Origin of the sequence: Kribbella sandramycini (genome assembly GCF_013131805.1) — a bacterium.
Classification (GTDB): domain Bacteria; phylum Actinomycetota; class Actinomycetes; order Propionibacteriales; family Kribbellaceae; genus Kribbella; species Kribbella sandramycini.
Genome location: NZ_JABJRC010000001.1, coordinates 290,695 through 316,476 on the forward strand (window position 1 = coordinate 290,695; position 25,782 = coordinate 316,476).

At 69.5% G+C, this 25,782-nt stretch carries 22 protein-coding genes; 12 read left to right on the forward strand and 10 right to left on the reverse strand.

What is annotated here, in order from left to right; genetic code table 11:
- The first annotated feature begins 82 nt into the window (after nucleotides 1–82).
- The 4 genes from HPO96_RS01235 (at nucleotide 83) to HPO96_RS01250 (ending at nucleotide 5,757) form a co-directional block, all read left to right on the forward strand.
- Nucleotides 83–694 (forward strand): DUF4126 domain-containing protein, encoded by a 612-nt coding sequence (locus HPO96_RS01235; RefSeq protein WP_171670256.1) that lies wholly within the window; start codon nucleotides 83–85, stop codon nucleotides 692–694.
- On the forward strand, nucleotides 694–2,001 hold the full coding sequence (locus tag HPO96_RS01240) for a phytoene desaturase family protein (protein ID WP_171670258.1): 1,308 nt from the start codon (nucleotides 694–696) through the stop codon (nucleotides 1,999–2,001). The genes HPO96_RS01235 and HPO96_RS01240 overlap by 1 nt, the downstream gene beginning before the upstream one ends.
- A 68-nt stretch (nucleotides 2,002–2,069) precedes the next feature.
- Nucleotides 2,070–4,286: a UvrD-helicase domain-containing protein gene (locus tag HPO96_RS01245; RefSeq protein WP_171670259.1), complete on the forward strand. Its 2,217-nt coding sequence runs from the start codon at nucleotides 2,070–2,072 to the stop codon at nucleotides 4,284–4,286.
- A 19-nt stretch (nucleotides 4,287–4,305) separates the two neighbouring features.
- Complete coding sequence (locus tag HPO96_RS01250; protein WP_171670261.1) at nucleotides 4,306–5,757, forward strand: alpha/beta hydrolase; 1,452 nt, start codon at nucleotides 4,306–4,308, stop codon at nucleotides 5,755–5,757.
- Between the two features lie 3 nt (nucleotides 5,758–5,760).
- Here the strand turns inward: HPO96_RS01250 and HPO96_RS01255 are convergent, their stop codons facing one another.
- Together HPO96_RS01255 and metF are read right to left on the reverse strand one after the other, a co-directional pair.
- Nucleotides 5,761–6,291 (reverse strand): SixA phosphatase family protein, encoded by a 531-nt coding sequence (locus HPO96_RS01255; RefSeq protein WP_171670263.1) that lies wholly within the window; start codon nucleotides 6,289–6,291, stop codon nucleotides 5,761–5,763.
- Between the two features lie 17 nt (nucleotides 6,292–6,308).
- Entirely contained in the window at nucleotides 6,309–7,226 is a 918-nt protein-coding gene (gene metF / locus HPO96_RS01260; RefSeq protein WP_171670264.1) for a methylenetetrahydrofolate reductase [NAD(P)H], read from the reverse strand.
- A gap of 58 nt (nucleotides 7,227–7,284) precedes the next feature.
- On the opposite strand from metF, the gene HPO96_RS01265 reads away from it, so the two are divergent.
- Nucleotides 7,285–8,355 carry a polyprenyl synthetase family protein gene (locus HPO96_RS01265; protein WP_171670266.1) on the forward strand — a complete coding sequence of 357 codons (1,071 nt, stop codon included), beginning with the start codon at nucleotides 7,285–7,287 and terminating at the stop codon, nucleotides 8,353–8,355.
- On the opposite strand, the gene HPO96_RS01270 is transcribed toward HPO96_RS01265, so the two are convergent.
- The 3 genes from HPO96_RS01270 to thiE are packed head-to-tail and all read right to left on the reverse strand — an operon-like array spanning nucleotide 8,352 to nucleotide 9,848.
- Nucleotides 8,352–8,786: a barstar family protein gene (locus HPO96_RS01270; RefSeq protein WP_171670268.1), complete on the reverse strand. Its 435-nt coding sequence runs from the start codon at nucleotides 8,784–8,786 to the stop codon at nucleotides 8,352–8,354. The two genes, HPO96_RS01265 and HPO96_RS01270, sit on opposite strands and share 4 nt — an antisense overlap.
- Entirely contained in the window at nucleotides 8,779–9,204 is a 426-nt protein-coding gene (locus tag HPO96_RS01275; protein ID WP_337796459.1) for a guanyl-specific ribonuclease, read from the reverse strand. Before HPO96_RS01275 ends, HPO96_RS01270 begins: the two co-directional genes overlap by 8 nt.
- A complete protein-coding gene (thiE, locus tag HPO96_RS01280) occupies nucleotides 9,201–9,848 on the reverse strand; it encodes a thiamine phosphate synthase (protein ID WP_171670269.1) in 648 nt (215 codons plus the stop codon). The genes HPO96_RS01275 and thiE overlap by 4 nt, the downstream gene beginning before the upstream one ends.
- 42 nt (nucleotides 9,849–9,890) lie before the next feature.
- Here thiE and thiO point away from each other — a divergent pair, with 42 nt between their 5' ends.
- The 5 genes from thiO to HPO96_RS01305 all read left to right on the forward strand — a co-directional run bounded on the left by thiO (nucleotide 9,891) and on the right by HPO96_RS01305 (nucleotide 16,324).
- Nucleotides 9,891–11,033 carry a glycine oxidase ThiO gene (thiO, locus tag HPO96_RS01285; protein WP_171670270.1) on the forward strand — a complete coding sequence of 381 codons (1,143 nt, stop codon included), beginning with the start codon at nucleotides 9,891–9,893 and terminating at the stop codon, nucleotides 11,031–11,033.
- Nucleotides 11,034–11,143: 110 nt separating this feature from the next.
- Complete coding sequence (locus HPO96_RS01290) at nucleotides 11,144–12,133, forward strand: LysM peptidoglycan-binding domain-containing protein (protein WP_238354666.1); 990 nt, start codon at nucleotides 11,144–11,146, stop codon at nucleotides 12,131–12,133.
- 90 nt (nucleotides 12,134–12,223) lie between these two features.
- On the forward strand, nucleotides 12,224–14,179 hold the full coding sequence (gene pknB / locus HPO96_RS01295; RefSeq protein WP_171670274.1) for a Stk1 family PASTA domain-containing Ser/Thr kinase: 1,956 nt from the start codon (nucleotides 12,224–12,226) through the stop codon (nucleotides 14,177–14,179).
- Nucleotides 14,180–14,217: 38 nt separating this feature from the next.
- Nucleotides 14,218–15,099, forward strand: coding sequence for an EamA family transporter (locus HPO96_RS01300; RefSeq protein WP_171670276.1), 882 nt, complete (start codon nucleotides 14,218–14,220; stop codon nucleotides 15,097–15,099).
- A gap of 7 nt (nucleotides 15,100–15,106) precedes the next feature.
- A complete protein-coding gene (locus tag HPO96_RS01305) occupies nucleotides 15,107–16,324 on the forward strand; it encodes a glycoside hydrolase family 15 protein (protein ID WP_171670278.1) in 1,218 nt (405 codons plus the stop codon).
- A gap of 1 nt (nucleotide 16,325) precedes the next feature.
- Here HPO96_RS01305 and HPO96_RS01310 read toward each other — a convergent pair whose 3' ends face one another.
- Nucleotides 16,326–17,396, reverse strand: coding sequence for a glycoside hydrolase family 172 protein (locus HPO96_RS01310; RefSeq protein ID WP_171670279.1), 1,071 nt, complete (start codon nucleotides 17,394–17,396; stop codon nucleotides 16,326–16,328).
- 59 nt (nucleotides 17,397–17,455) lie between these two features.
- Nucleotides 17,456–17,980 (reverse strand): hypothetical protein, encoded by a 525-nt coding sequence (locus tag HPO96_RS01315; RefSeq protein ID WP_171670281.1) that lies wholly within the window; start codon nucleotides 17,978–17,980, stop codon nucleotides 17,456–17,458.
- Nucleotides 17,981–18,118: 138 nt separating this feature from the next.
- Between HPO96_RS01315 and HPO96_RS01320 the strand changes: the two genes are divergently transcribed.
- On the forward strand, nucleotides 18,119–21,235 hold the full coding sequence (locus tag HPO96_RS01320) for an amidohydrolase family protein (protein WP_171670282.1): 3,117 nt from the start codon (nucleotides 18,119–18,121) through the stop codon (nucleotides 21,233–21,235).
- A 78-nt stretch (nucleotides 21,236–21,313) separates the two neighbouring features.
- The gene (locus tag HPO96_RS01325; protein WP_171670284.1) at nucleotides 21,314–23,914 is read left to right on the forward strand and encodes an NPCBM/NEW2 domain-containing protein; all 2,601 of its coding nucleotides are present in this window, start codon (nucleotides 21,314–21,316) and stop codon (nucleotides 23,912–23,914) included.
- On the opposite strand, the gene HPO96_RS01330 is transcribed toward HPO96_RS01325, so the two are convergent.
- From HPO96_RS01330 to HPO96_RS01340, 3 genes are read right to left on the reverse strand one after another with little or no spacing between them, the layout of a single operon-like run.
- The gene (locus tag HPO96_RS01330) at nucleotides 23,911–24,885 is read right to left on the reverse strand and encodes a ribose-phosphate diphosphokinase (protein ID WP_171670286.1); all 975 of its coding nucleotides are present in this window, start codon (nucleotides 24,883–24,885) and stop codon (nucleotides 23,911–23,913) included. The genes HPO96_RS01325 and HPO96_RS01330 overlap by 4 nt on opposite strands.
- 37 nt (nucleotides 24,886–24,922) lie before the next feature.
- Complete coding sequence (locus tag HPO96_RS01335; RefSeq protein ID WP_171670287.1) at nucleotides 24,923–25,480, reverse strand: NADPH-dependent FMN reductase; 558 nt, start codon at nucleotides 25,478–25,480, stop codon at nucleotides 24,923–24,925.
- A gap of 8 nt (nucleotides 25,481–25,488) precedes the next feature.
- Nucleotides 25,489–25,779: a hypothetical protein gene (locus tag HPO96_RS01340; protein ID WP_171670289.1), complete on the reverse strand. Its 291-nt coding sequence runs from the start codon at nucleotides 25,777–25,779 to the stop codon at nucleotides 25,489–25,491.
- Nucleotides 25,780–25,782: the final 3 nt, after the last annotated feature.

The following is a 25,782-nucleotide window of genomic DNA, read 5'->3' on the forward strand; positions in this document are numbered from 1 at the left end:
CTGTTAGTCGAGGCGACCCGGGCTGTCAACGGTTAACCAAATCTCCCCCTTGAAGGTTCGATTCTGACGAAAAGGTAGTGCCATGGAAGTGTTGCCGCTGGCGGTGACCTCGGGCTGGGCGAGCGGTATCAACGCCTACGCCTGCGTGCTGATCCTCGGTCTGCTCGGCCGGTTCGCCGGCGCCGAGGAGGTGCCGGCGGCGCTGACGAGCAACGGCGTCCTGATCGCGGCAGGCGTGCTGTTCGCCTTCGAGTTCGTCGCCGACAAGATCCCGTACGTCGACTCGGCGTGGGACGCGATCTCGACCGTCATCCGCCCGACCGTCGGCGCAATCATCGCCGCGCTGATGTCCGGTCAGGCCGGCACGCTGGAGCAGGCCGTCATCGCGACCACGGGCGGTCTGGTCGCCCTGCTGTCGCATGCAGTGAAATCGAGTCTGCGGCTGGCCATCAACACCTCCCCTGAGCCGGTCACCAACATCGCCGCATCCTCCGGCGAGGACGTTGCCGTCGCCGGTGTGATCTCGCTGGCCGCATTCCACCCGGAGGTCGCGCTCGTCATCGCCGGGGTGCTGCTGCTGCTCGGACTGATCGGTGTGTACGTCGCCTTCCGCTTCATCCGGCGTGGCTGGCAGCGGTTCAAGGCCTGGCGGGAGAATCGCGGTAATCCAGCAACGGGGAGCAGTGCGGTCTGATGTCCGAGGTGATTGTCGTCGGGGCCGGTCTGGCCGGTCTCGCCAGTGCTGTTCGGTTGGCCAAGCTGGGCCACCAGGTCACGATCTGCGAGCGGGATGAGCGGCTCGGCGGCGTTCTCGGCCGCATCGAAGCCGACGGCTTCCAGTGGGACGCCGGAGCTGCCAGTACGACGCTCCCCGCCGCGCTGCGGGACCTCTTCCGGAAGAGCGGTCGCCCGATCGACAGCCTGCTCCAGTTGGAGCCAGTGACCGAGCCGCGGCGCCACATGTTCTCCGACGGCTCAGTACTCGATCTGCCGGTCAGCGACCGCGGCGATCAAGCAGATGCTTGGACCGACCTGGCCGGCGCCCAGGTGGCCCAGCAGTGGACCGATCTGGTCGACAGCTACGGCGACACCTGGCAGATCCTCCGCAAGACCTCGCTGGAGCCGCCGCTCGAGCACAAGCTGCCGCTCAGCGCAGTACGGGCACTGAAGCCCTGGCAGTCCCTTGAGAAGGTCGCCCAGCGCCACCTGTCCGACGAACGCGCGCGTGCGGTGCTGCGACACTTCGCCGCCCAAGGCGGTTCGGATGCCAAACTCACCCCCGGCTACGTCGGTGTCTGGTCTTACCTGGAGCGCACCTTCGGCAGATGGACGGCGGACGGTGGTTTCGGCGCACTTGCCGACGCCCTGGCGCAGCGAGCCAGCGAACGCAAGATCACCGTTCGCACCGGCGCAGATGTCACCGCTGTCACCACCAAGGCCGGCACGGTCACCGGCGTCCGGCTCGCCGACGGTACAGAGCTGACCGCGGACGTCGTCGTCAGCGACATCGACCCTCGTGACCTCTATGGGCAGCTGGTCGACGACCCTGCGGCCAAGAAGGTGCGCAAACGCGTGCTGGCCACGCATCAGGCCCAGGCGGCGTACGTCGTCCACCTGGGGCTGCGGGAGCCAGTGCCGACGCTCCCCTTCGAGACAGTCCTGCATGGGACGCCGACCGTCGTCGTCCGTACTGGTGGTCGAGCGCCGGCCGGGCACCAGGCGTGGACCGTCTTGGTGCATGGCTACCCGACCGACGACGTGCTGGACCTGCTGGTCGCTCGCGGTCTGCCCATCCGGGACAAGGTCGTCTCCCGGCAGGCATCGCCGTCGTGGTGGGCCGGAGTGGCCTGGGAGGGCTACCGGACGGCCCGTCGCCGGGCGGCGAACGTGTCCCCGGTCAAAGGCCTGTACTGCGTCGGCGCGGGTGCGCACCCGGGCTCCGGCGTCCCGGCGACGACGCTGGGCGCGGCGATCGTCGCGGACGCGATCGGGAAGGCCTGAGGGCAGTCTGCGGTTGGTTACCGAGGCGCATTAAGATTGATGGTTCGTGTGCAGTAGAGAGGACCTCGGTGGATCAAACCCCCCTGCCGGCCGATGACGAGAACGTCGAGCGGGCTGAGCTGGCGGCTGAGCAACAACACGTGGACCTGGTGTACGACCGGGTCGACGTGGCGACGCGATCGGCATCGCAGATCGCGGTGGACGGCCATCAGCGGGCCCAGGCGCAGAACGTCGGCCGGGTCCGCGAGGAGGAGCAGACCGGCCTGTACGAGCGCGACGTGCTGGTGTTCGCCGCGGCCCGCCGGATCGCCGAGCTGGACGCCGAGCACGAGGGCCTGGTCTTCGGCCGGCTCGACTCCGACCGCGGCGACGACCAGCCGCTCGCTGCGAGCGCCGCTGAGCTGGAGAAGCTCTACATCGGCCGGATCGGCGTCCGCGACGCGGAGTACGAGCCGCTGGTGATCGACTGGCGCGCCCCGGCCGCCGAGCCGTTCTACCGCGCCACCGCGACGGACCGGCAGAAGGTCGTCCGGCGCCGCGTCCTGCGCAACAAGGGCCCGCGGATCGTCGGCATCGAGGACGACCTGCTCGGCCCGGAGCGCGCCCCCGAGGACCTGCCGGTGATGGGCGAGGGCGCGCTGATGGCGTCGCTGTCCCGCGCCCGCGGCCACACGATGCGCGACATCGTCGCCACCATCCAGGCCGAGCAGGACAAGGCGATCCGGGCTCCTGCCCGCGGCGTCACCGTGATCGGCGGTGGGCCCGGGACCGGTAAGACGGTGGTCGCGCTGCACCGCGCGGCATACCTGCTGTACAGCGACCGGCGCCGTTTCGAGCGTGGCGGTGTTCTGGTGGTCGGGCCGTCGGCTGCGTTCATGGCCTACATCGAGCGCGTCCTGCCGAGCCTCGGCGAGAACACTGTCGCGCTGCGGGCCGTCGGTGAGCTGGTGGACGGCGTCAAGGCCACTGCGGTCGACGAGGCCGCAGTTGCCGCCATCAAGGGCTCGCTGCGGATGCGCGGCGTTCTGTCGCGCGCCGCGCGGGACAGGGTGCCGAACGCGCCGACCACGCTCCGCATCTTTATCGGCGGCACGAATGTCGAGCTGGACGCGAACCAGCTCGACAACGTCCGCCGGAACGCGCTGCGGCGCACCCCGCGGAACCGCGCGGCCGGTGAGGCTCGTAAGGGTCTGGTGGCCGCGCTGTGGAGTCGCTTCCCCGAAGACCTGCGGACGGGCGTGCACGGCGACCGGGAGGCGTTCGGCGACCGCGTCACCGACACTCCGGCGTTTCGGACGTTCTTCAGCCAGTGGTGGCCCGTTCTGACCCCAGAAGCCGTGCTGCGCTGGCTCGGTGACCCGCGTCGTCTGCAGCGCTGGGCGCGGAACGAGCTGACCCCGGTCGAGATCGAGACACTCGCGGCCGGCATCCGCGGCACCGACGAGTTCACCATCGCGGACGTCGCCCTGCTGGACGAGCTCGGTACGTCGCTCGGCCGGGCCCCGATCCCGGAGACCCGGGACGAGGAGTTCGACTGGCTGGAGGGGCTCAGCGACGGCGTCAACGAGGTGCTGACCACCTCGGAGCGTCGTGCGCGCGCAGTGGCCGCCAGAGAGGCCGAAGAGCCGGAGGACTACGCCCACGTCCTGGTGGACGAGGCGCAGGACCTGTCCCCCATGCAGTGGCGAATGGTGACCCGGCGCGGCCCCCAGGCCAGCTGGACGATCGTCGGCGACCCGGCGCAGAGCTCCTGGCCGGACCCGGATGAGGCCCGCGCCGCGATGGACTCGATGTTGTCGCACCTGCAGCGGCACTCGTTCCGGCTGTCGACCAACTACCGGAACTCGGCCGAGATCTACGCGTTCGCCGGTGAGGTGATCCGGCAGACCCTGCCGGACGCCGACCTGCCGAACGCCGTCCGGCAGACCGGTGTGGAGCCGGAGCACCGGGTCTTCGACGCCAACAAGGTCGCCGAGGCCGCCGGTGACGCAGCGGCCGAGCTGCTCGGCCTGGTCGAGGGTACGGTCGGTGTGATCGTGCCGCCGAAGCTGCGGCCGATCGTCGACCCGGTGCTCGCCGAGATCGGCAACCCGCGGATCGCGGCCCTCAGCCCGCTGGAGTCCAAGGGTCTCGAGTACGACGCCGTCGTGGTCGTCGAGCCGGACCGGATCGTCAGCGACACCCTCGGCGGCGTCCGCGCCCTCTACGTCGTCCTGACCCGGGCGACCCAGCGGATGATTACAGTGAACAGCACAACCAACTGGCTGCCCGCCCGCGCCTCCTGATTCAGGAAGAAGCGGCGTATTGCCCAAGAAGGTTCTGCGCGCGGCCACGATCGGCGTCCTCGTCGCATCGCTGGCCGCGCAGCTCACTGTCCCTGCTGCTGCGGCGCCGTCCAAGCTCAAATGGGGTGCATGCCCGCCGGAGTCCGCTGCACTCCCGCAGGTCGGGTGCGCGACGCTCAAGGTCCCGCTGGACTACAGCAAACCGAATGGCCGGCAGATCACGCTGACCATCTCCGGTGTCGGCAGTCTGGCCGCCAAACACGCGCTGATGGTCAACCCGGGCGGCCCGGGCGCGCCGGGGATCGGCACCGAGCAGATGGTCCGGGTCGGTCTGTCCCAAGAGCTCTACGACCAGTACGCCGTTTTCAGCTTCGATCCGCGCGGAGTCGGCGCCAGTACGCCGGTGTCCTGTGGCGACACGAGCAAACTGGTCAAGCACCCCGCGCTCCCCTGCACGCCGGCGAACGCCCAGCAGGAGGCGCAGCGCGTCCAGTTGGCGCAACGGATCGCTGCCCAGTGCGGTAAGTACGGCAAGGATCTGCTGCCGTACATCACCACCGAGAACGCCGCCCGGGATCTGGACCGGATCCGCATCGCGCTCGGCCGCGACAAACTCGACTATCTGGGCTACTCGTACGGCACCAAGCTCGGTGCGACGTACGCGACGCTGTTCCCGCAGCACACCGGGCGGATGGTCCTGAACAGCGTCGTCGACCCGTTGGTGTCGACGTATCGCACCGGCTTCGAGCAGAACCCGGCCTTCGAGGCCCGGGCGGATGACCTGTTCCAGTGGATCGCGGCCCGGGACAAGGAGTACCACCTGGGCAAGACAGCGACGGCCGTCGAGGCTCTGTGGGACAAGTTGCACCGCGACCTGGCGAAGAAGCCTGCGGGTGGGCGGGCCGGTGCGGCCGAGCTGGAGGATGTGCTGGCGTCGAGTCTGTACACCGATGACCTGTGGTCGTCACTTGCCGATGCGATCGTTCAGTACCGCCAGGGCGACCCGTCTGGCCTGTTGACCATCACTGATCAGTTCGCCTTGCAGTCGGTCGACCCTGGCCTGCTGGCCTACAACTGCATCGACCCGGGCTGGCCGCGGAACTGGCGCACCTGGCACTGGGACACCAGTGTGTCCAACCGGCGCGCGCCGCATTTCGCGTGGTCCAACACCTGGTTCAGCGCGCCCTGCGCGTTCTGGCCGGTCACACCGAAGCCGAGCGTCCGGATCGGTTCGACGAAGGTGCCGCCGATTCTGCTGATCCAGGGCCGCCGCGACCCGGCGACGCCGGTGATCGGCGCCCGCCGGATGCAGGCCGTGCTGCACGGCTCCCGGCTGCTCCTGGAGGACGGCGGCAACCACGCGTCGTACTTGCAGCAGCAGAACCCTTGTATCGACCAATCGGCCGAGAAGTACCTGCTCACCGGCCGGGTGCCGACGGGTAACGTCAGCTGCCCGGCCGGCGGCAGCTAGTAGTCAGCCGCGCGGAACGACGTACGACGCCAGGTCGGCGTCGTCCGCGGCGACGTCCGCCCATTGCGTGGTCAGGCGCAGGACGGTCAGCCCGGAGGTTGGGTACTTCTGGGTGAGCTCGAAGCGCTCCGGGCTGGTGCTCGCGCGGGCCAGCTCGTCGGCCATCCAGGGGATGCCCGGCGCGTGGCCGATCATGACGACGGTCCGCGCTTCGGCGGGGGCCTCGCGAAGCACGTCCAGCAGCTCGACGGTGTCGGCGTTGTAGATCCGCTTGTCGTACCAGACGTCGGTCGCGGTCGCGCCGCCCTCGGCCACGTACTTCCAGGTCTCGCGGGTGCGCTTCGAGGTCGAGCACAGGACCAGGTCAGCTTCGATGCCTTGGGCAACGAGATACCGGCCGGCCGCGGCGGCGTCCGCGCGGCCGCGCTCGGCAAGCGGACGCTCCAGGTCCGGCATCGACTCCGGCGGCACCGCTTTCGCGTGCCGGAGCAGGACGAGAGTGCGATCGATCAGCAGGTCCGACGGGTCAGCCATCGGTCCAGGATACGGAGTCAGACGGTGGCGTGGCTGCCCAGGTTCTGGAAGACCTGGCGGGTGGCTGTCGAGCGGTTCAGCGTGATGAAGTGGATACCCGGCGCGCCGCCTTCGAGCAGGCGCTCGCACAGCTCGGTGGCGATCTCAATACCCACCTGGCGGACTGCGGCCGGGTCGTCCTCGACGGCGTGCAGGCGATCGGTGACGGCCGCCGGAAGCGCCATGCCGGTCAGCTCCGCCATCCGTTCGATCTGCTTGATGTTGGTCACCGGCATGATGCCGGGCAGCACCGGGATGTCGCAGCCGAGGGCGGCGGCCCGGTCGATCAGGCGGAAGTAGTCGTCCGCCCCGAAGAACATCTGGGTGATCGCGTAGTCGGCGCCGGCCTGCGCCTTGGCGGCCAGCACCTGGGCGTCGTCCTCGAGCGAACGGGCCTCGGGGTGTTTGTCCGGGAAGGCGGCCACGCCGACGCAGAAGTCGCCGAGCGAACGGATCAGCTCGACCAGCTCGACCGCGTGGTTCAGGCCCTCCGGATGCGCGACCCAGGGCTGGTTCGGCCCGCCCGGCGGGTCGCCGCGCAGGGCCAGCATGTTGCGGACGCCGGAGCCCGCGTACGCCCCGATCACCGAGCGCAGCTCGTCCCGCGAGTGCGACACGCAGGTCAGGTGGCCGATGGGCGTCAGCGACGTGTCCTGGGCGACCCGCTCGGTGACCCGGATCGTGCCGTCGCGGGTGGTGCCGCCGGCGCCGTACGTGATCGAGACGAACGTCGGCCGCAGCTGCTCGATCTCGCGCAGCGAGCGCCACAGCACCTCTTCGGCCTCCGGCGTCTTCGGCGGGAAGAACTCGAAGGAGAACGAGCGGCTTCCACTCGCCAGCAACTCACGGATCGTCGGTGTGCCGCCGGGGAGCGTGGAAGGAAGACCGTTCGCCATGCGCCCAAGGCTACCCGCGCCGTCGGCGCCTGTCCCCTGACCGACTACGCTCCGAGACGTGTATGGCGATGTCGACATCCCCACCGAGGTGCAGAACGCGCTGACCGGCTTTCTGGACCTGCAGGAGCAGCGGCTCGCGGCCATCGGCCCCGAGCTGGCCGAGCAGGTACAGGCGGCGCGTGACGCGACCAGCGGCGGCAAGCGGCTGCGGCCGGCCTTCTGCTACTGGGGCTTCCGCGCTGCCGGCGGTGACCCCGCTCAGCCCATCCTGACCGCGGCTGCCAGCCTGGAGATGCTGCACGTCAGCGCTCTGGTGCACGACGACGTCATGGACTCTTCCGACGTACGTCGTGGCGCTCCGGCGGCGCATCGCCGATTCGAGGCGCTGCAGCGGGCGCGGTCGCAGGCATCTGGTCGTGGCGGCGATCCGGTCAGCTTCGGGATCGGTGCGGCGATTCTGCTCGGTGATCTGTGTCTGATCTGGGCGGACGAGCTGCTGCACACCTCTGGCTTCGATGCGGCCGCGTTGGCCCGCGCCTCGCGTTTCTTCGACGCAGTCCGGGTCGAGGTGACCGCCGGGCAGTACCTCGACCTGGTCGCCCAGGCCAGTGGCGAGTCGGACATGGACCTCGCTCTGCGCGTGCTGCGTTACAAAGCGGCCACCTACACCGTCGAGCGGCCGCTGCATGTCGGTGCGGCGCTGGCCGGTGGCGATCAGCGACTGGTCAAGTCGCTGTCGGCGTACGGCCAGCCGATCGGTGAGGCCTTCCAGCTGCGCGACGACCTGTTGGGCGTCTTCGGCGATCCGGCGCTGACCGGCAAGCCGGCCGGCGACGACCTCCGCGAGGGCAAGCGGACCGTTCTGGTCGCCTACGCGGTCGAGCGGATGTCAGAGGTGCAGCTGACCGAGTTCGACCGCCTGTTCGGCCGCCCGGACCTCGGGGACGACGAGATCCAGCTGCTGCGCGAAATCCTGCAGGACTCGCGCGCTGTCCAGGCTTGCGAGGACCTCATCACCGAGCGGACCGAGGACGCGCTCGACGCACTCCATGCGGCCCCGCTGGCCGACGACACCGCCCGTAAGGGGTTGACCGATCTGGCGATCGCTGCGACCTCGCGAGTGCTCTAGACGGCCGGCAGGGCGCTGAGCAGGTCCGGCGTCGCAGTACCCGGCTGCTCGTGGATGAGCACCCGGAGCTGACCGGAGTTCGTGATGTCCTCGGTGAGGATCTGCAGCGCGACGTCCACGGTGTCGTGGTCGTGAGTGAGGAGATGCTGCAGGCCGGTCCAGTAGACGATCTCCGGCTCACCGGTCGACCGGTCGCTGAGCGAGTCGGCGAGCGCATCCCAGTTCCGGCCGAACCAGCGCGGCAGGTCGAAGGCGGTCGCGCAGACGTCCAGGAAGCCGGCCTTGTCGTGGACGTCGGTGGTGTCGAGCAGGACGAAGTCCCAGCCGGCGTCGGTGACGTCGCCGCGGACCTCCTCCGGCGTCCGGGCAGACTCCCAGCGGTAGACGCCGGGGCGCAGGCCCTTGGTCAACAGGGCAGTCAGCTCACTCATCCGTCGTCTCCCGGATCCGGCGGAACGATTGGTAGTGGTCTTCGGTGTAGTAGCGCTCGTCGGACTTGCCGGTGACGATCCGCCGGGCGCCTCGGTCCCGCTCCCCCGGTGTCTTCACGGTGTACTCGCGGTAGTACCCGTTGTTCTGCTTCGGCAACAGCTTCTCGCGGTTCCCGAAGGTCACTCCGTCGCGGCTGTACGGAAACGGGCCGCCCTGGTCGATCAGCTTCAGTGTGTCCCGCGCCTCCTTCGGGAGGTCCGTTACGGCGACGTACCGCAGTCCGCTGACCGGGTCGGTACTCGGCGTACTCGCGGGCTTCTCAGCCGCGCAGCCGAACAGCGAAGCGGCCAGAGTGATCACCAGCATCGCGATCACCACGACGGCGACGATGCGGGCGATCTTCGGGTTGTTGATCACCCGGCACCCCGCAACCGTCGGCTGAACTCCGTGGCGGCCGCACCGGGGTCATCCGCGTCGGTGATCGCCCGGACGACGACCACGCGGGTCGCACCGGCCTCGATCACCTGGTCCAGCCGGTCCAGGTCGATACCGCCGATCGCGAACCACGGCTTGGCCTGCTGCCGGCTCGCTGCGTACGACACCAGCTCCAGCCCAGCGGCCTGCCGACCGGGCTTGGTCGGTGTCTCCCAGGTCGGACCGACGCAGAAGTAGTCCGAGCCCTGCTCAGCCACTGCGGCATTCACCTGGCTGAACGTGTGCGTCGAGCGTCCGACGACGGCGTCCGGCCCGATGATGCCCCGCGCGGCGTGCACCGGCAGGTCGCGCTGGCCGAGGTGCAGTACGTCGGCGCCTGCCGCGAAAGCGATGTCAGCGCGATCGTTGACCGCCAGCAGCTTGCCGTGCCGCTTGCAGGCCGCTGCGAACACCTCCAGCGCCGCAAGCTCGTCCGCAGCCTCCATCTCCTTCTGCCGGAGCTGGACGATGTCGACGCCACCTGCGAGCGCGGCGTCCAGGAATTGTTCGAGGTCTCCCTGTTCGGCACGCGCATCCGTGCACAGGTACAGGTGTGCGTCCTGCAGGCGGTCCGTGGACTCAGTCACACCGCACAGCCTGCCATGCCGCGCCGGACGTAGGCTGACGGCATGCCTGAGCACACGTCCGATGTGGTGGTGATCGGCGCCGGGCTCATCGGTCTGGCGACCGCCTGGCAGCTGGCTGCCGACGGTCTGCAGGTCACCCTGTGCGACCCAGCTCCAGCCACGCAGACCTCTACCGTCGCGGCCGGCATGCTCGCCCCGGTCACCGAGGTCGAGTACGGCGAGGACGACCTGCTGGCCCTCAATCTGGCCGGTGTGAACGCCTGGCCGGACTTCGCCGCCCGGCTCGAGGACGCCACCGGCGTACCGGCTGGTTTGCACCGCACAGGCACGCTTTCGGTCGCGTACGACGTCGACGATGCGGCAGCACTGCGCCGGCTGGCGGAGTACCAACGGACGCTCGGCCTGGAGGTCGAAGTACTGACCGGTCGCGAGTCGCGTAAACGCGAGCCGCTGTTGGCGAACGGCGTCTCCGGCGGCGTCTGGGTGCCAGGCGACCACTCGGTCGACAACCGGCAAGCGCTGACAGCACTACTACGCGCCGTTGAGGTCTCCGGCGTCAGTCTGATCCGCCAACGCGTCGCGCAGGTCCTGACTGCCGGTACGACGGCGATCGGCGTCCAACTCGACGACGGCACCGCGGTGCACGCCGGTCAGGTCATAGCCGCGACCGGCCCGTGGTCGGCGCAACTGAAAGGCGTGCCCGATGAATTGCGCGCGCCGGTGCGCCCGGTAAAAGGCGAAGTACTGCGGTTGCGGGTGCCCGAGGCATATCGGCCGGCGCTCAATCACACGGTCCGGGCGACGGCCCGCGGATTCGCGGTCTATTTGGTGCCGCGGCCCGGCGGCGAGCTGGTGGTCGGTGCCACCAGCAACGAGCTCGGCTACGACACTCGCGTACTCGCGGGCGGCGTCTTCGCTTTGTTGCGCGACGCAAGGACCGTGCTGCCGGTGATCGACGAACTCGAACTGATGGAGGCGATCGCGGGACTGCGCCCGGCCACCCCGGACAATGCCCCGATCCTCGGGCCGTCCGGGCTCGACGGGTTGCTCTGGGCAACCGGTCACTACCGCAACGGCGTCCTGCTGACCCCGGTCACGGCGGCGATCCTGAGCGCGACCGTGCGCTCCGGCACACTCCCGGATCTCGGCAAACCTTTCCTTCGGAGCCGTTTCGGTCACTTCTGAGCAAAACAATATAAACATTGGATTACAGGCGTAACAATCACCCCATTCGCCTCTGTTGTCACATCCGTACCAGCACTTACGGTCAAGTGACGTGACACGGGGAGATGGACATGCGGAACGTCGTACGTGTACTGACCGGGATCGCCGTACCGGTGCTGGCCGCCGGAGTGATCACCGCCGGCTCGCCCGGTTTCGGGGCCTACACCGTCAAGAGCGGTGACACGCTCAGCCATATCGCCACCCGCTACGGGACGAGCGTCAAGACGCTGGTCGCGCTGAACAAGCTCCCGGGGAACGGGAACGCGATCTACGCCGGTGAGGTGCTCAAGCTCCCGGGCGCGCCCAAGGCGAAGGCCAAGCCGCAGACCGCGGCCAAGCCCGGCGCCGCGAAGGCTCCGGCCCGCCGGTCGCAGCTCGGCCGGGTGACGTACGTCGTGAAGCCGGGCGACACGATCTCCAAGATCGCCAAACGCTTCAAGTGCTCACAGGCCAACCTGCTGGCCGCCAACAAGCTGAAGGCGAGCGACCGGATCTTCGCAGGCAAGACGCTGCAGGTGCCGGTCAAGCTGAAGGCGAAGCCGCCGGCCAAGAAGAAGACCAAGAACAACACCTTCGCCGGCCGGACGTACGCCGACCACATCGTCGCCCAGGCCGACCGGAACCGGGCCACACTGAAGAAGCGCAACCTGCCGACCCGGGCGCAGATGCGGACGATGATCCGGAACACCGCGAAGAAGTACGGCGTCGACCCGGAGCTGGCGCTGGCCATCAGCTGGCAGGAGTCCGGCTGGAAGCAGCGCGTGGTCTCCCCCGCGAACGCGATCGGCGCCATGCAGGTGATCCCGTCGACCGGCCGGTTCTCGTCGGGCATCGTCGGCCGCGATCTGGACCTGCTGAAGCCCCAGGACAACGTCATCGCGGGCGTCGTCCTGCTGGACCGGCTGACCGGCGCCGCGAAGCTGGACATCGCGGTGGCGGGCTACTACCAGGGCCTCGGCGGCGTCCGGCGTAACGGCATGTACCCCGACACCAAGGTCTACGTGAAGAACGTGCTGCGGCTGAAGGCGGCGTTCGAAAAGGGCTGGGATCCGCTCAAGTGACCCCCTGAGCGGTGAGCCTGGCGCTGTCGGCGTAGAGCCTTATCTACACTGCTCTGCAGCAGGACAGCTTTGAGAGGCGGCTCACCACCAGTGACGGACGACGTGGACACGCAGGTTGGCGACCGCCTCGTCGGGCGTGTGCTCGACGGCCGGTACCGCGTGGGCGCGCGCGTCGCGAGAGGCGGGATGGCCACCGTCTACCAGGCGCTCGACATGCGTCTGGACCGGACTGTCGCGCTCAAGATCATGCACGACGGGCTGGGCGACGACGCGCAGTTCGCCCGCCGGTTCGTCGCCGAGGCACGCGCCGCGGCCAAGCTGTCGCATCCGAACGTCGTCGCGGTCTTCGACCAGGGTGACGACGACGGCACCCTGTTCCTGGCGATGGAGTACGTCCCGGGCCGCACACTGCGCGATCTGGTCCGTGAGCACGCGCCGATGTCGCCTGCGCGGGCTCTGGACCTGCTGACGCCGATTCTGTCCGCGCTGTCCGCCGCACACGACGCAGGCATCGTCCACCGGGACATCAAGCCGGAGAACGTGCTGATCAGCGACAACGGCGCAGTGAAGGTCGCTGACTTCGGTCTGGCCCGCGCCGTCAGCGCTACCGGTAACACTGCGACACAGGGCCTGCTGATGGGCACGGTGTCCTATCTGGCGCCCGAGTTGGTCACCGACGGTAGCGCCGACGCCCGTTCGGACGTGTACTCGACCGGCATCCTGCTCTACGAGCTCCTCACCGGCAAGAAGCCGCACAGCGGTGACACCCCGATCCAGGTCGCCTACGCGCACGTCCACGCCGACGTACCGGCCCCGTCGCTGGAGCAGCCGACCGTCCCGCCGTACGTCGACGCCCTGGTCCAGCGCGCGACCGCCCGTGAGCGGGACCTACGTCCCGCGGATGCGCGCGTGCTGAGCCGTCAGGTACGGCGAGTGCGCAGTGCGCTCGACGAGGGCCTGCCGGACGACCCGGAGCTCACTGGCGACCTGACCATCCCGATTCAGCAGATCCGGCAGGACAGCGACTACGACGACGGCTACACCCGGGACATCCCGACGCTGCAGCCGGCTCCGCAGATGCGGCACGAGACGATCGTCGTCCCGGTGGAGCACGGCCGGCCGACCGGAGCGCCGCGAGTGCAGCCCAAGCCGCAGCAGCGCGGGCGCCGGCGTGGGCTGATCGCGCTGGCTCTGATCCTCGCTGCGGCGATCGCACTCGGCACCTCGGCTTGGTACTACGGCATCCATCGCTACACGACCACTCCGGACCTGCTGAAACTCACCGCGGCCTCAGCGGCCGTCGAGGCCGAGAAGGTCGGTCTGCGGACCACACTGGCCAACCAGGACTTCTCCGAGGACGTGCCGAAGGGTCAGGTCATTTCCAGTGACCCCAAAGCCGGTGACCGGATCAGCAAGGACGGTGAGATCCAGCTCACCGTCTCCAAGGGGCCGGAGCGCTATCGCGTCCCGCAACTGAACGGGCTGGACCTGGACGCGGCCAACCGCGCGCTTGCTGCGATCAAGCTGGTCCAGGGACAGGTCAACGAGCAGTACAGCGAAACGGTGCCGGCCGGTCGGGTGATCGCGTTCTACCCGCGCTTCGACGCGCTGGTAGCGCCGAACACCGCGGTCAATCTCGCGATCAGCAAGGGCAAGCGGCCGATCGGCGTCCCCGACTTCACCGGGAAGACGTACCGCGAGGCGAACAAGGGTCTGCGCAAGCTGGGTCTGGGTGTCACCCGCACCGAGCAGTACGACGAGAAGGCGCCGGAAGGCACGGTGATCAGCCAGACGCCGAAGACCGGGACGCTGTACGCCAAGGACAAGGTGCAGCTCGTGGTGTCGAAGGGCCCGGCGCTGCGCGACGTGCCGGATGTGAAGCGCAAGCCGCTCGCCGAGGCGCAGCAGATCCTCACCGCGGCCGGCTTCCTGGTGAAGGTGGAGAAGGCCACGCTGAACATCGGCCTGAACATCGTGGCCGCGCAGAACCCCGGAGCCGGCAAGAAAGCCAAGCCGGGCAGCACTGTTACCGTCACTGTGCTCTGAAGTTGGAGCCCGCCAGGGCGGGGTGATTAGCTGTCCGCGTGAATCGCTCGCGTCTCGCGGTCCTGGCCCTGCTGGCGGTCGCAGCGGCGTGGGGGTCGACGTTCTTCCTCACCAAGGACCTCCTCACCCGGATGGACGTCGCCGACTACCTGGCGTTGCGGTTCCTGATCGCCTCGGTCGCGCTGCTGCTGGTCTACCCGACGGCGATCGCGAAGCTGAGCCGTCTCGACCGCGGCCGGGCTGTTGCCCTCGGCATCACCTACGGCATCGCCCAGCTCGTGCAGACCGAGGGGCTGCGGCACACCGACGCCAGCGTCTCCGGTTTCGTCACCGGCATGTACGTCGTCTTCACACCGCTACTGGCCGCGGTCATCCTGCGGCACAAGATCGGCCGGTGGGCGTGGATCGCAGTGGTGCTGGCCACGATCGGCCTCGGCGTTCTCTCGCTCCGCGGTATGACGATGGGCAACGGCGAGCTGCTGACGCTGGCCTCGGCGGGCCTCTACGCCTTGCACATCATCGGTCTGGGCGCCTGGTCGACACCTGAGAACGCGTTCGGGCTGTCTGCGCTGCAGATGGTCGTCATCACCTGTGTGTGCGCGATCGGCGCGATCCCTGGCGGGTTCTCCGCCCCCACCGGCGCGCGGGACTGGGTCAGCGTGATCTACATGGCGCTGGTCGCCGGTGCGCTCGCGCTGATCGTCCAAACCTGGGCGCAGGCGCACCTGACGCCGACGCGGGCCGCGATCGCCATGACAATGGAGCCGGTGTTCGCTTCGGCGTTCGCCGTGCTGTTCGGCACGGAGAGTGTGACGCTGCGGATGCTGGTCGGCGGTGCACTGGTGCTGTCGGCGATGTATCTGGTCGAGCTGGCGCCACGGCGTAAGTTCGAGGCCGAAGTACAGCATCTGGCCCAGTAGGGGGATCATGCGCGACGACAGCGGACGGCGCGGCCGGTGGTTCCCGGTCGTGGTCATCGGCGTGCTGTCGGCCGTTGTGGTGGGCGGTGGCGCGAACAACCTGGCCCGGTACCCGCAGCCAGGGCTGGTGGCCGAGGACGTGCCGCATCGCGCCGACGTGACCTACGCCGCCGGTCCAGCCCGCGGTGACGGCGGGCCACCAGCTGACCTGGCGGAGCGGGCCCTGGCCGACCTGGACGCGCTCACGCTGCCCAGTGGAGCCACACTGGCCGGCTGGGACGGCCCTTGGCGGTACGTCTGGCCGCGGGACGCCTCGTTCGTCGCGGCAGCTCGCTGTGCGGTCGGCCAGGACGCCGAAGCCGCCAAGATCCTCGACTTCCTGGACCGGATCCACCCCAGCGCGGGCCGCTGGCAGGCCCGGTACGCCGAGTCCGGTGCGCCGGTCGAGGACGACCGGGAGCCGCAGCTCGACGGCTCCGGCTGGGTGCCGTGGGCAACCTGGTTCTGCAAGGCCGGTGCGCGCTACTGGGACATGGTCCGCGAGTCCGCGGACCAGATCACCCGCGAGCTCGGAGCCGACGGTCTCCCCGACCCCTCCCCTGACTACTGGGAGCGCCCGGAGCATGAGGTGACACTAGGAACGGTGGCTCCGCTGCTGACCGGGCTCCGCTCCGCCGTCCACATCGCCACCGAGCTCGGGCACACTGCCGAAGCGGAGCGCTGGCAGGCCGCCGTACGGACGCTGTCCGCAGCCACCGAGCGCCGCTTCGCACCGGAGTACCCGCGCACCCCAGCGCGCGCCGAGAGCTTCCTGGAGCCTGGTCTGCCGCCAGCACGGATCGGGGCCGGTTCGGACGCGATCGTCACCGTGCTGGGGCCGCCGTTCGCAGCTGAGCGGGAGGAGATCAACCGAGCGATCTCTGCCACCCAGCTGGCGCTGGGCCAGCCGAACGGCGGTTTCACGCCGGGCGAAGAGTGGCGGGCGGACGGCGTCTCCTGGACCCCGCAGACCGCGCTCTTCGCACTCAGCGCGGCCGCACGCGGCGATCGACCCAAGGCGGAGGAGTTGCTGGGCTGGCTCGCGCAGTACCGCACTCGGACCGGAGCCCTACCGGAGAAGGTCAACCGGGACTCAATGCCGGCCGGCGAGGCCCCATTGGGCTGGACGGCGGCCCTCGTCGTCCTCGCCGACCAGGCCCTTCAGAAACCGCTGCCGATCCCCTGAGTCAGCAGATCTCCATCACGTCGTGGACCGGTGCGTCCGGCCGCGTCGTACTGGTCTTGGCCGAGTAGAAGAACGCCGTCGAGGCGATGTCGTCCTGTAGCGGCAGATAGCGGCCACCGGACCGCCAGCCGAGCGCCTGGACGTCGACGCGCAGCTTCTCCCGGAATCGGATCGGATCGGGGAGGTGGAACCGGTACATGCCGAACCGCTGCTGGCTCGCGTACTGGCCGTCCGGCCGGATCACCTGCGGCATACCGAGGTACGGCGTACTGAACTCGGTGTAGCCGCCGAGGTGCGGGACGTCGAAGTTCCAGGCGCCGCCGAAGTAGTCCTCGGTGCCGGTGCCGCAGATGGTCGGGAACTCGTCGTCGCCGTCCAGGTAGAACTTGACCTCGCCCTCGCCCCACCAGCCGGTGCTGTTGACGCCCCACGCGAGGTAAGTGCCCACGTAGTGCCCCGGCCCTTCAACGCCGTCGAGCAGCGTATGGACGGTCTCGGCGACCAACGGGTTGCTGCGCCGCCACTGCGCGTGCAGGTACGCCGACTGCTCCGGTACGGCGCCCAGCCAGTAGTCGACCTGGAAGTAGACAACCACGGACTCGGTGTGGGTGTTCTCGAGTGTCAGCTTGGCCTGCTGCTGGAAGGGCATCTCCCAGTAGCAGTTGAAACCACCGTTCGGGTTCACCGCGACCGGGAGCGCGTTGACCTGCGCGAACCGTCCCCAGCCGGAGCAGAAGAAGTCTCCGACCGGAGTCTCGATCGCCGGCGCCTCGTCACCGTCCCAGTGGCCGCGCAGCACCAGCCGCCGCCAGTGGTCGACGTGCGTGGTCAGCCAGATGTGCGTGATCGCACCGGAGCCGGCGACATCAGCCAGGACCGCGGTCTCCCCCGGCCCGATCTCGATCGACGGCGACACCTTCCAGCCCTGGCCGAGATCGCGGGCCGCGTGCGCGCCGGTCCCCTCGGTCCGCCGGCCGCCCTGCCCCGGCTCCCCGGTCGGGTTCTCCGCGCTGATGGAGCGCGTCTCGACATCCACGAGCGCGCTGATTCCGGACAGGTTCCCAAGAGTCATACTCCGCACCTTAGGCTCCGCCCAAGGTCGCGGGAAATCGATTGCTCACCAAGTGGGACTCAGCAGGCGCGGACCTTGGCCTCCAGCCCGGTGAACGACACGCAGGCCCAGGGGCGGGTGGCCGTGGGGCTGGTGCGCACGATCAGCGGGAAGGCGTCGGCGCCCCGGACGACCGGCGTCTTCTCGGTCTGCGGGGTGCCGACCGCGCCACCGCGGGCGGTCACGGCGGCCTTCACGTCGTCCACCGTGACGACCGACTGAGCGGACTTCTCAGCGGCCTTCTCGGCGTCGGTCGCGACCTGCAGCACGAAGTCGACCTCCGGCGGGCTGGACCAGACGCTCGTCGTCACCGGAAAGACCACGCCGAACATGAGCACCCCGGCCGCAGCGATGATCTGACGCATCCGGCGGCGGCGGTCACCGCCCAGCAGCAGCGCGCAGCAGACCGCGAGCAGCAGCGTCAGCGCTCGCACGATCCAGTGCCGGTCCAGCCGGCTGTCGACGGCGAGCGCCATCAGCACTGCCAGCAGGACCAGTCCGCCGGTCGCGAACAACGACTGCAAACGCCAGAGCAGGGAAAGCATGTCCAGACCCTAGAGGGTGCCCAGGGTCGGCGTTGTGGCGGGACTGTTGCACGACACGCCGGGGACGGCGGTCGGCTTGCGGCTTCGGTGGCAGCGTCGGTCAGGTCTCGTCCGGCTCGACCGAGGAACGGAAAGCAAATGACTGGGGATCCTGGAAAGTGGAGCGTCTCGCGGCGACGGGTGCTGCAAGCAAGTGGCGGCCTCGCAGCGGCGAGTGCACTGACCGGTACGGCGACTGCGGCGCCGGACGCCGTCTCCGCCGGACAGGCGGTGCTCAGCGAGGGCACCAACTTCATGGTGTCCGTGTCGCCGGACGGACGCTGGCTGGCCTTCGATCTGATCACAGCGATCTGGGTGACCCCGGCAACCGGCGGAGTCGCTCGCAGACTGACCGACGACCTCCAGGACGCGACCCGGCCGCGCTGGTCGCCCGACAGCGCTCGGCTCGTGTTCCAGTCCTACCGGGACGGTAACTTCCACCTCTGGTCGGTCCAGCCGGACGGTCGCCGGCTGACCCAGCTCACCACCGGCCGCTACGACCACCGCGAGCCGCATTTCACGCCGGACGGCGGCTCCGTCGTATTCTCGTCGGACCGCGGCGGCACCGGCAGCTACGACCTGCACCGGCTTAACCTGAGCAGCGGTGCGATCACCGCACTCACCAACGACCCGGCCGAGGAGGCTGAGCCCACAGTCTCCCCCGACGGCAGCAAGATCGCGTTCACGGTGGACGCCGCGGCGATCGTCGAGCTCGAGCTGAGCACCGGCGTACGGCGGACCGTCGCGCCGGCTCAGACCGGCAGCACCGTCTACGGGCCCGCTTACTCACCCAGCGGGAAGCTCGCGTACGTGCGGTTCGGGCCCGGGCCGGTCTCCGACCTGGTGGTCGACGGCCAGAAGGTCACCCAAGGCAAGGACGTGTTCGCGGTCCCGCCGTCCTGGGCGTCGGCCGACGAGATCGTCTACTCCGCGGACGGCCACGTAGTCCGGTATCGCCTCGGCGGCGCGCACACCGTCGTCCCCTTCACAGCGACCGTCCCGGTGACGACTCGACGCCTCCGCGGTAAAGCGCCCGACGTCGAGTCGACCGGCCGCCGGCCGGTTCAGGGGATCGCCTGCCCGACCGTGTCCCCGGACGGGCGCTGGATCGCGTTCCGCGCCCTCAACGCCTTGTGGCTGGCAGCAGCCAATGGTCGCGGCGCACCGCGCAAGATCGTTGCCGACGGCTACTTCAACTCCGACCCGGACTTCTCCCCGGACGGCAAGAAACTCCTGTACGCAAGCGATCGCGACGGCACCGCCGACCTCTGGCTGCACGATCTGCGCACCGGCGCCGACAGCAAACTCTCCGGTCTCCCCGGCGCGCAAACCGCCCCGCGGTTCGCCCCCGACGGCCGCCGGGTCGTCTACCAGGATCAGGACGGCATCGCTCAGCTCCTCGACCTGGAGACCGGCGCCGTCCGCGCGGTGACGCCGACGCTGTTCCAGCCCGGCCGCGTCAGCTGGTCCGCCGACGGCAAGACTCTCGTCCTCGCCGCTGTGAAACCGGTCAGCAAACGCTTCCGCGAAGGCACCAGCCAGCTCCTGTACGTCGACGTCGCCACCGCCGAGCTCGAATACGTCGAGCCGATGCCGTTCCGCTCCCTGGCCACCCGCGGCGACGACGGCCCGGTCTTCGCGCCCGACGGCAACCACCTCGCCTTCGTCGTGGAGAGCCTGCTGTACGTCGTCCCGGTCGACGGCCGGGGCCGCCCGACCGGCGAGCCGCGGGCCGTCACCGACGAGGTCACCGACTCCCCCGTCTGGCAGGACAACCGGACGCTGCTCTACCTGAACAACGGCCGCCTCCGCCGCACCGACCTGCACGGCGCGCGCCCGCGCACGATCCCGCTCGACCTGCACTGGCGGCGGGCGACGATCAAGCAGCACACCACGATCCACGCCGGCGCGGTGTGGGACGGCCGCGAGAGCGCTCTCCGGCGCGATCTCGACATCGTCGTCGACGGCGCCCGGATCGTCGCCGTCGGGCCGCATCAGGGCCGGGCCGATATCGACGCCTCGGCACTGACCGTGATGCCCGGCCTGATCGACGCGCACAACCACTGGCATTTGCGCGGCCGCGCGTGGGGCACGCGGCAGGGCAACCTGTGGCTCGCCTACGGGATCACGAGTACGCGCTCTCCCGGCGATCCGGCGTACCAGATGCAGGAAACCCGGGAAGCGCTCTCGCACGGCTCTCTGACCGGCCCGCGCTACTTCGCGACCGGCGAGGCCATCGACGGCTCCCGGGTCTTCTACAACTTCATGCGGCCGACTCTGTCGGTACGGCAGCTGGGCCTGGAGCTCGATCGCGTCGAAGGGCTCGCCTACGACCTGGTCAAGACGTACGTCCGGCTGCCGGTCGACTACCAGCGCCGCGCGATCGCCGCCGTCCATCGGCTCGGCCTGCAACTGTCGTCGCACTACCTCTACCCCGCCGAGCACCTCGGCATGGACGGCATGGAGCACACCGGCGCCACCAACCGGCTCGGCTATTCGCACACCGTCAGCCGGCTCGGTCGCGCGTACGCCGACGTCGTCACGCTGTTCACCAAGTCCGGGATGTCCGTCACGCCGACCCTGTTCAACTCGACGATGGCGCACGTCGACGATCCGTCGCTGCTCACCGATCGCCGGACGACGACCCTGTTCCCGTCCTGGGAGTACGCCGCCCTGCGCAGCGAGGTCGACACCGCGACCGGCCCCGCCGGCGTCACGACCCGCGAGCTGCTCCGCGGCAACGTCGACATGGTGCTCCGCATTCACCGCGGCGGCGGCCTCGTCATCTCCGGCACCGACACCCCACTCGACAACATCGCCATCTCACTGCACGCCAACCTGCGCTCGATGGTGGCCGGCGGCTTCACCCCGTACGAAGCGCTCACCACTGCGACCCGCAACCCGGCCCGCTGGCTCAACCTCGACGACAAACTCGGCGTCGTCAAACCCGGCGCCCAAGCCGACCTCGCCTTCGTCACCGGCGACCCGCTCGCCGACATCCGCGCAGCCGCGGCCGTCGACCGCGTCATGGTCGCGGGCCGGCTGCACACGGTCGACCAACTGCTCGCGCCGTACGCCGCAACCTCGGCCACCAAGGCCGCCTTGCAAACCACCGACGCACCACAACCACTCAGCCGCGACCGAGCACACGCCCACGACCCGAAGTACTGGTGGCACGAGCCCGAATGGCTGCACCGCGCTTGCTGCGAAGGCTGAGCCGGTCCGGACTCGGCTAGGCTTGGGATCGTTTCCACCCGGTGTATCCGCCCTATCACCGACTCGTGAGGACCGCCCATGCCTCGACTCGCGCTCGCCCTCGGCGCTGCCCTGATCGCCACCACCGTCCAAGTCCCCGCCCAGGCCGAGACCAGGTGGGTACTCCCCCAGGTCGGCAGCGTCGGCGCGACGCTCGAGTCGACCGGCGGCGCGCTGCGCTTACGCGTGACGAGTGGCTCCGCCGAGGCGGTCGGCGTGACCGACCTCGGCGTGGTCACCGCAGCCGGCGATCTGTCGAAGGATCTGACTTTCCGGACCGAGAGCCGCCGCTCGGTCCGGACGGCGTATCGGATGACGACCGGCAAGCAGCGGCAGCACACCGTCGTCCAGGAGGAGAGCCTGCTGACGTTCGGCAACGCCGCCGGGTCGTTCACGCTCGTCGTCCGGGTGTCGGACGACGGCGTCGGGTTCCGCTACGAGCTGCCCGGGCCCGTGACCGTTCAGCGGGAGACGGGTGGTTACGAGCTGGCGCCGACCGCGACCAGCTGGCTCCAGACGTACACCCCGCAGCACGAGAACGAGCACGAGCAGGCAACGGCTGCGACTGCGCCGTCCGGGCAGTTCGGTCACCCGGCCCTCTTCCGCACGGGCGACACGTACGCACTGCTCGCCGAGTCCGGGCTCGACGGCCGGTACTCCGGCGCCCGGCTCACCCACACTCAGGGCTCCAGCCGGTACGACGTCCAACTCGCCGACCCGCAGGTCGTGTCGAGCGGCCGGCTGGCGACCGCCTGGCGGACGATGATCGTCGGCGACCTGCCGACCGTCACCGGATCGACCCTGGTGGACGACCTGGCCGATCCGGCCCGCTTCACCGATACGAGCTGGATCGTGCCCGGCCTGTCGTCGTGGTCCTGGCTCGCCGAGAACTCCAGCCCCCGCGACTTCGAGCGCCAGAAGGACTATGTCGACGCCGCCGCGAAGAATCACCTGAAGTACATCCTTGTCGACGAGGGGTGGAGCCCGGCCTGGTTGCCGGCCCTCACCCGGTACGCGCGCGCCCGCGGGGTCGAGGTGCTCGTCTGGTTCCACTGGACGAACCTGCAGACCCAGGAGCAGCGCGACACCTGGCTCCCGAAACTGGTTGCCTGGGGCATCAAGGGGGTCAAGGTCGACTTCATGGAGTCCGACACGCAGGCCCGCTACCAGTGGTACGACGACCTGCTGGCCGACACCGCGCAGCGGCGCCTAATGGTCAACTTCCACGGCTCGACCGTGCCGCACGGGCTGGCCCGGACGTGGCCGCACCTGATGACGATGGAAGGGGTCCGCGGTGAGGAGAACGGGCTGAACGCGCGCCGGAACACGATCCTGCCCTTCACCCGGAACGTGATCGGCTCGATGGACTACACTCCGACCCGGTTCGCGACCGCGGCGAACCCGAAGCCGCAGACCACGAACGCGCACGAGCTGGCGCTGCCGGTCGTCTACGAGTCGGCCTGGACGCATGTCGTCAGCTCACCGGAGGAGCTCGATTCGCAGCCCGAGGGCGCGCGGTTCCTCGCCCAGCTGCCGACGGTCTGGGACGAGACCCGATTGCTCGCGGGCGATCCCGGCGCGCAGGCGATACTTGCCCGGCGCAACGGCTCCACCTGGTTCGCGGGCGGGATCCGATCGGGCGCGGCAACGACGCTCGACGTACCGCTGGCGTTTCTGGGCAGTGGACGCTGGCTGGTCGAGACGATCACCGATCGGGGGCCGAACCTCAGCCGTTCGAGTGCGGTCAAGGTCGGCTCGGATCGGCTGTCGATCGCGGTCGCCGATCGGGGCGGCTTCGTCCTGCAAGCCTGCCCGTACCGAGCCGGGCGCAGCACCTGCGATCAGCCGCGCCGGGTCGCGCCGAACACCTCGGTGCTGGTCGACGCGACGCCGAGCGTCGTCAAGGCCGGTCGAACCGTCCGCGTCCAGGGGATCTTCGTCGCGCGGACGGGTGGTCCGGTACGGGATCTCGTGCTGGCGCCCGAAGTACCGGCCGGGTGGTCGCTGGTTTCGGGTCAGCCGGTCCGCAAGAGCCTGTTGCGCGACGGCGAGAGCGTGAGCGGGTCGTGGACGCTGAAGCTGGACGGCGCTGGGTCGGGCGACGTCGATCTGGTGGTCGCGGGGAACTACACCGCGCCGGACGGGCGGAAGATCCACTCGGCCGACGCGGCCCGGGTCTTCGCCGAACCGCTGCCGCCGCGCGGCTCGGCGTACGTCAGCGACCTGCCGTGGACGGGCGAGACGAACGGATACGGGCGGCCGCAGCAGCGCGACCGCAGCCACGGCGGCGACACACCGCCCGCGACGCTGAGCATCGGGGGCACGACCTACGCCAAGGGCATCGGCTCCCATGCGCCCAGCTCGCTGACCACCTGGCTCGGCGCGGCCTGTACGCGGTTCGTCGCCGAGGCCGGTATCGACGACGACGTCACCAGCGACGAAGGCTCGGTGAGCTTCGTGGTCAGCGGCGACGGGCGAACCCTCGCCAGTACGCCGGTGCTCCGCCGCGGCGCCGCGATCGCACTCGATGTCGACGTCACCGGGGTGCAGAAACTCACCCTGGCCACGACCGACGGCGGCAACGGCCGGAACTCCGATCACGCCGACTGGGGCCACGCGGCCCTGACCTGCGCGCCTTAGAACAGTTTCGGCTGCGGCGGGGCGTGGGTCGGGTCGACGCCGTCGAAGAGGCTGGAGACGGACTCGCCTTCGTGGATGCGCTTGATCGCCTCCGCGAAGAGCGAGGCCACCGAGCTGACCTGCAGCTCGGGGAAGCCGTCGGGCCGCGGGACGGTGTCGGTGCTGATCACCTCGGTGATCGACGGGTGCGAGCGCAGCCGCTCGACGGCCTTCCCCGCGAACAGGCCGTGGGTGCAGGCGACGGCCGCCTCGGTGCAGCCGCGGTCCTTGAGCCGGTCGAGCAGCTCGATGATCGAGCCACCGGTCGCGATCTCGTCGTCCAGGACGATTGCGCGCTTACCGGAGACGTCGCCGACGATCGCGTCGATCACGACCCGGTCGTCGGCCATCCGCTGCTTGCTGCCCGCGGCGACCGGCAGCCCGAGCAGGCGGGCGAACTGCGTCGCGGTCTTCGCGTTGCCGAGATCCGGGCTGACGACGACGGTGTCGCTCAGGTCGCGGCCGCGGAAGTGGTCGGCCAGGACGCCGATCGCGGTCAGGTGGTCGACCGGGACCGAGAAGAAGCCGTGCACCTGCGGAGCGTGCAGCGCCATCGTCAGCACCCGGTCGACGCCGGAGGCGACCAGCAGATCGGCGACCAGCCGGCCGCCGATCGAGATCCGCGAAGCGTCCTTCTTGTCCGACCGGGCGTATGCGTAGTGCGGCATGACCGCGGTGATCTGCTGCGCCGAGGCGCCGCGCGCGGCGTCGACCATCAGCAGCAGCTCCATCAGGTGCTCCTGCGTCGGCGGGACCAGCGGCTGCACGATGTAGACGTCGCGCTGCCGGCAGTTCGCCTGCAACTGCGCCTGCAGGCAGTCGTTGCTGAACCGATGGATCTCCACCGGCGAGAGCCGGACGCCGAGATCGGCGCAGATCCGCTCCGCCAAATCGGTATGGGCACTTCCGCTGAACACGACGATCTCTCGCACGGCTCTCCCCGAACGCTGCCGACCAGACAGCTGCAGCTTACTTGGTCGCGCGGACCTTGCCCGCGAGAGCATCCACCAGCGAAGACACCAGCGCGATCGTGTCGTCGTCGACCAGGTTGCCGGCCTCGTCGAACCGCTCGTGCGCCTTGAACACCATCACCTCGGGCTTGACCACGACGTCGGAGTGCGTCCAGACGAACACCTGCCGCAGCGCCAGCTGCGCCCGCACGGTGCCGAAGTTCGTCGGCGCGGCGCCCATGATCGCTACCGGCTTGTGCAGCAGCGCCGACGTCGCCGCCGGCCGCGACGCCCAGTCGATCAGGTTCTTCAGCCCGCCCGGGATCGAGTAGTTGTACTCCGGCGTCGAGATCAGCACACCGTCCGCCGCGCGGATCCGGTCCCGCAGCTCCCGCGCCGAGGCCGGCACGGCCTCGGTGTCCAAATCGCCGTTGTAGTGCGGAAGCTCCGCGAGCCCGTCGTACAACTCGATGGTCACACCGGCCGGCGCATGCTTCTGGGCCGCCCGAAGCAGCGCCGTGTTCAGCGAGCCCGCCCGCAGGCTGCCCGAGATGGCCAGAATCTTGATGTCAGTCATTCAACTATTTAAACATGAACTACTTTGCTTCGCTGCCACAGGGTGGCGGAGATCCAGGCCCAGGCCTGCGCGACCGCGAGGTAGAAGGCGATCAGCGCCAGGAAGCCGATCCCACCGGCCGCGAAGTGCGCGATACCGTGCCGGCTGACCACGCCCTCGGGGAAGCCCACGGCCGGATCCAGGGCGACGACGGCGTACAGCGGGCCGGCGATGATCCCGGCGGACAACAGGGTGCGGGTGCTGATGGTGGTCACGATGACGTCGTCTCGGTTGGACTTGCCAACGCGTCGGACGGCCACCGC

Coding starts and splice junctions, on each gene's coding strand:
- HPO96_RS01235 (WP_171670256.1), top strand. CDS start 83: ATGGAAGTGTTGCCGCTGGCGGTGACCTCGGGCTGGGCGAGCGGTATC.
- HPO96_RS01240 (WP_171670258.1), top strand. CDS start 694: ATGTCCGAGGTGATTGTCGTCGGGGCCGGTCTGGCCGGTCTCGCCAGT.
- HPO96_RS01255 (WP_171670263.1), bottom strand. CDS start 6,291: ATGGCTGACCCGTCGGACCTGCTGATCGATCGCACTCTCGTCCTGCTC.
- metF (WP_171670264.1), bottom strand. CDS start 7,226: ATGGCGAACGGTCTTCCTTCCACGCTCCCCGGCGGCACACCGACGATC.
- HPO96_RS01270 (WP_171670268.1), bottom strand. CDS start 8,786: ATGAGTGAGCTGACTGCCCTGTTGACCAAGGGCCTGCGCCCCGGCGTC.
- thiO (WP_171670270.1), top strand. CDS start 9,891: ATGCCTGAGCACACGTCCGATGTGGTGGTGATCGGCGCCGGGCTCATC.
- HPO96_RS01290 (WP_238354666.1), top strand. CDS start 11,144: ATGCGGAACGTCGTACGTGTACTGACCGGGATCGCCGTACCGGTGCTG.
- HPO96_RS01305 (WP_171670278.1), top strand. CDS start 15,107: ATGCGCGACGACAGCGGACGGCGCGGCCGGTGGTTCCCGGTCGTGGTC.
- HPO96_RS01310 (WP_171670279.1), bottom strand. CDS start 17,396: ATGACTCTTGGGAACCTGTCCGGAATCAGCGCGCTCGTGGATGTCGAG.
- HPO96_RS01315 (WP_171670281.1), bottom strand. CDS start 17,980: ATGCTTTCCCTGCTCTGGCGTTTGCAGTCGTTGTTCGCGACCGGCGGA.
- HPO96_RS01320 (WP_171670282.1), top strand. CDS start 18,119: ATGACTGGGGATCCTGGAAAGTGGAGCGTCTCGCGGCGACGGGTGCTG.
- HPO96_RS01325 (WP_171670284.1), top strand. CDS start 21,314: ATGCCTCGACTCGCGCTCGCCCTCGGCGCTGCCCTGATCGCCACCACC.
- HPO96_RS01335 (WP_171670287.1), bottom strand. CDS start 25,480: ATGACTGACATCAAGATTCTGGCCATCTCGGGCAGCCTGCGGGCGGGC.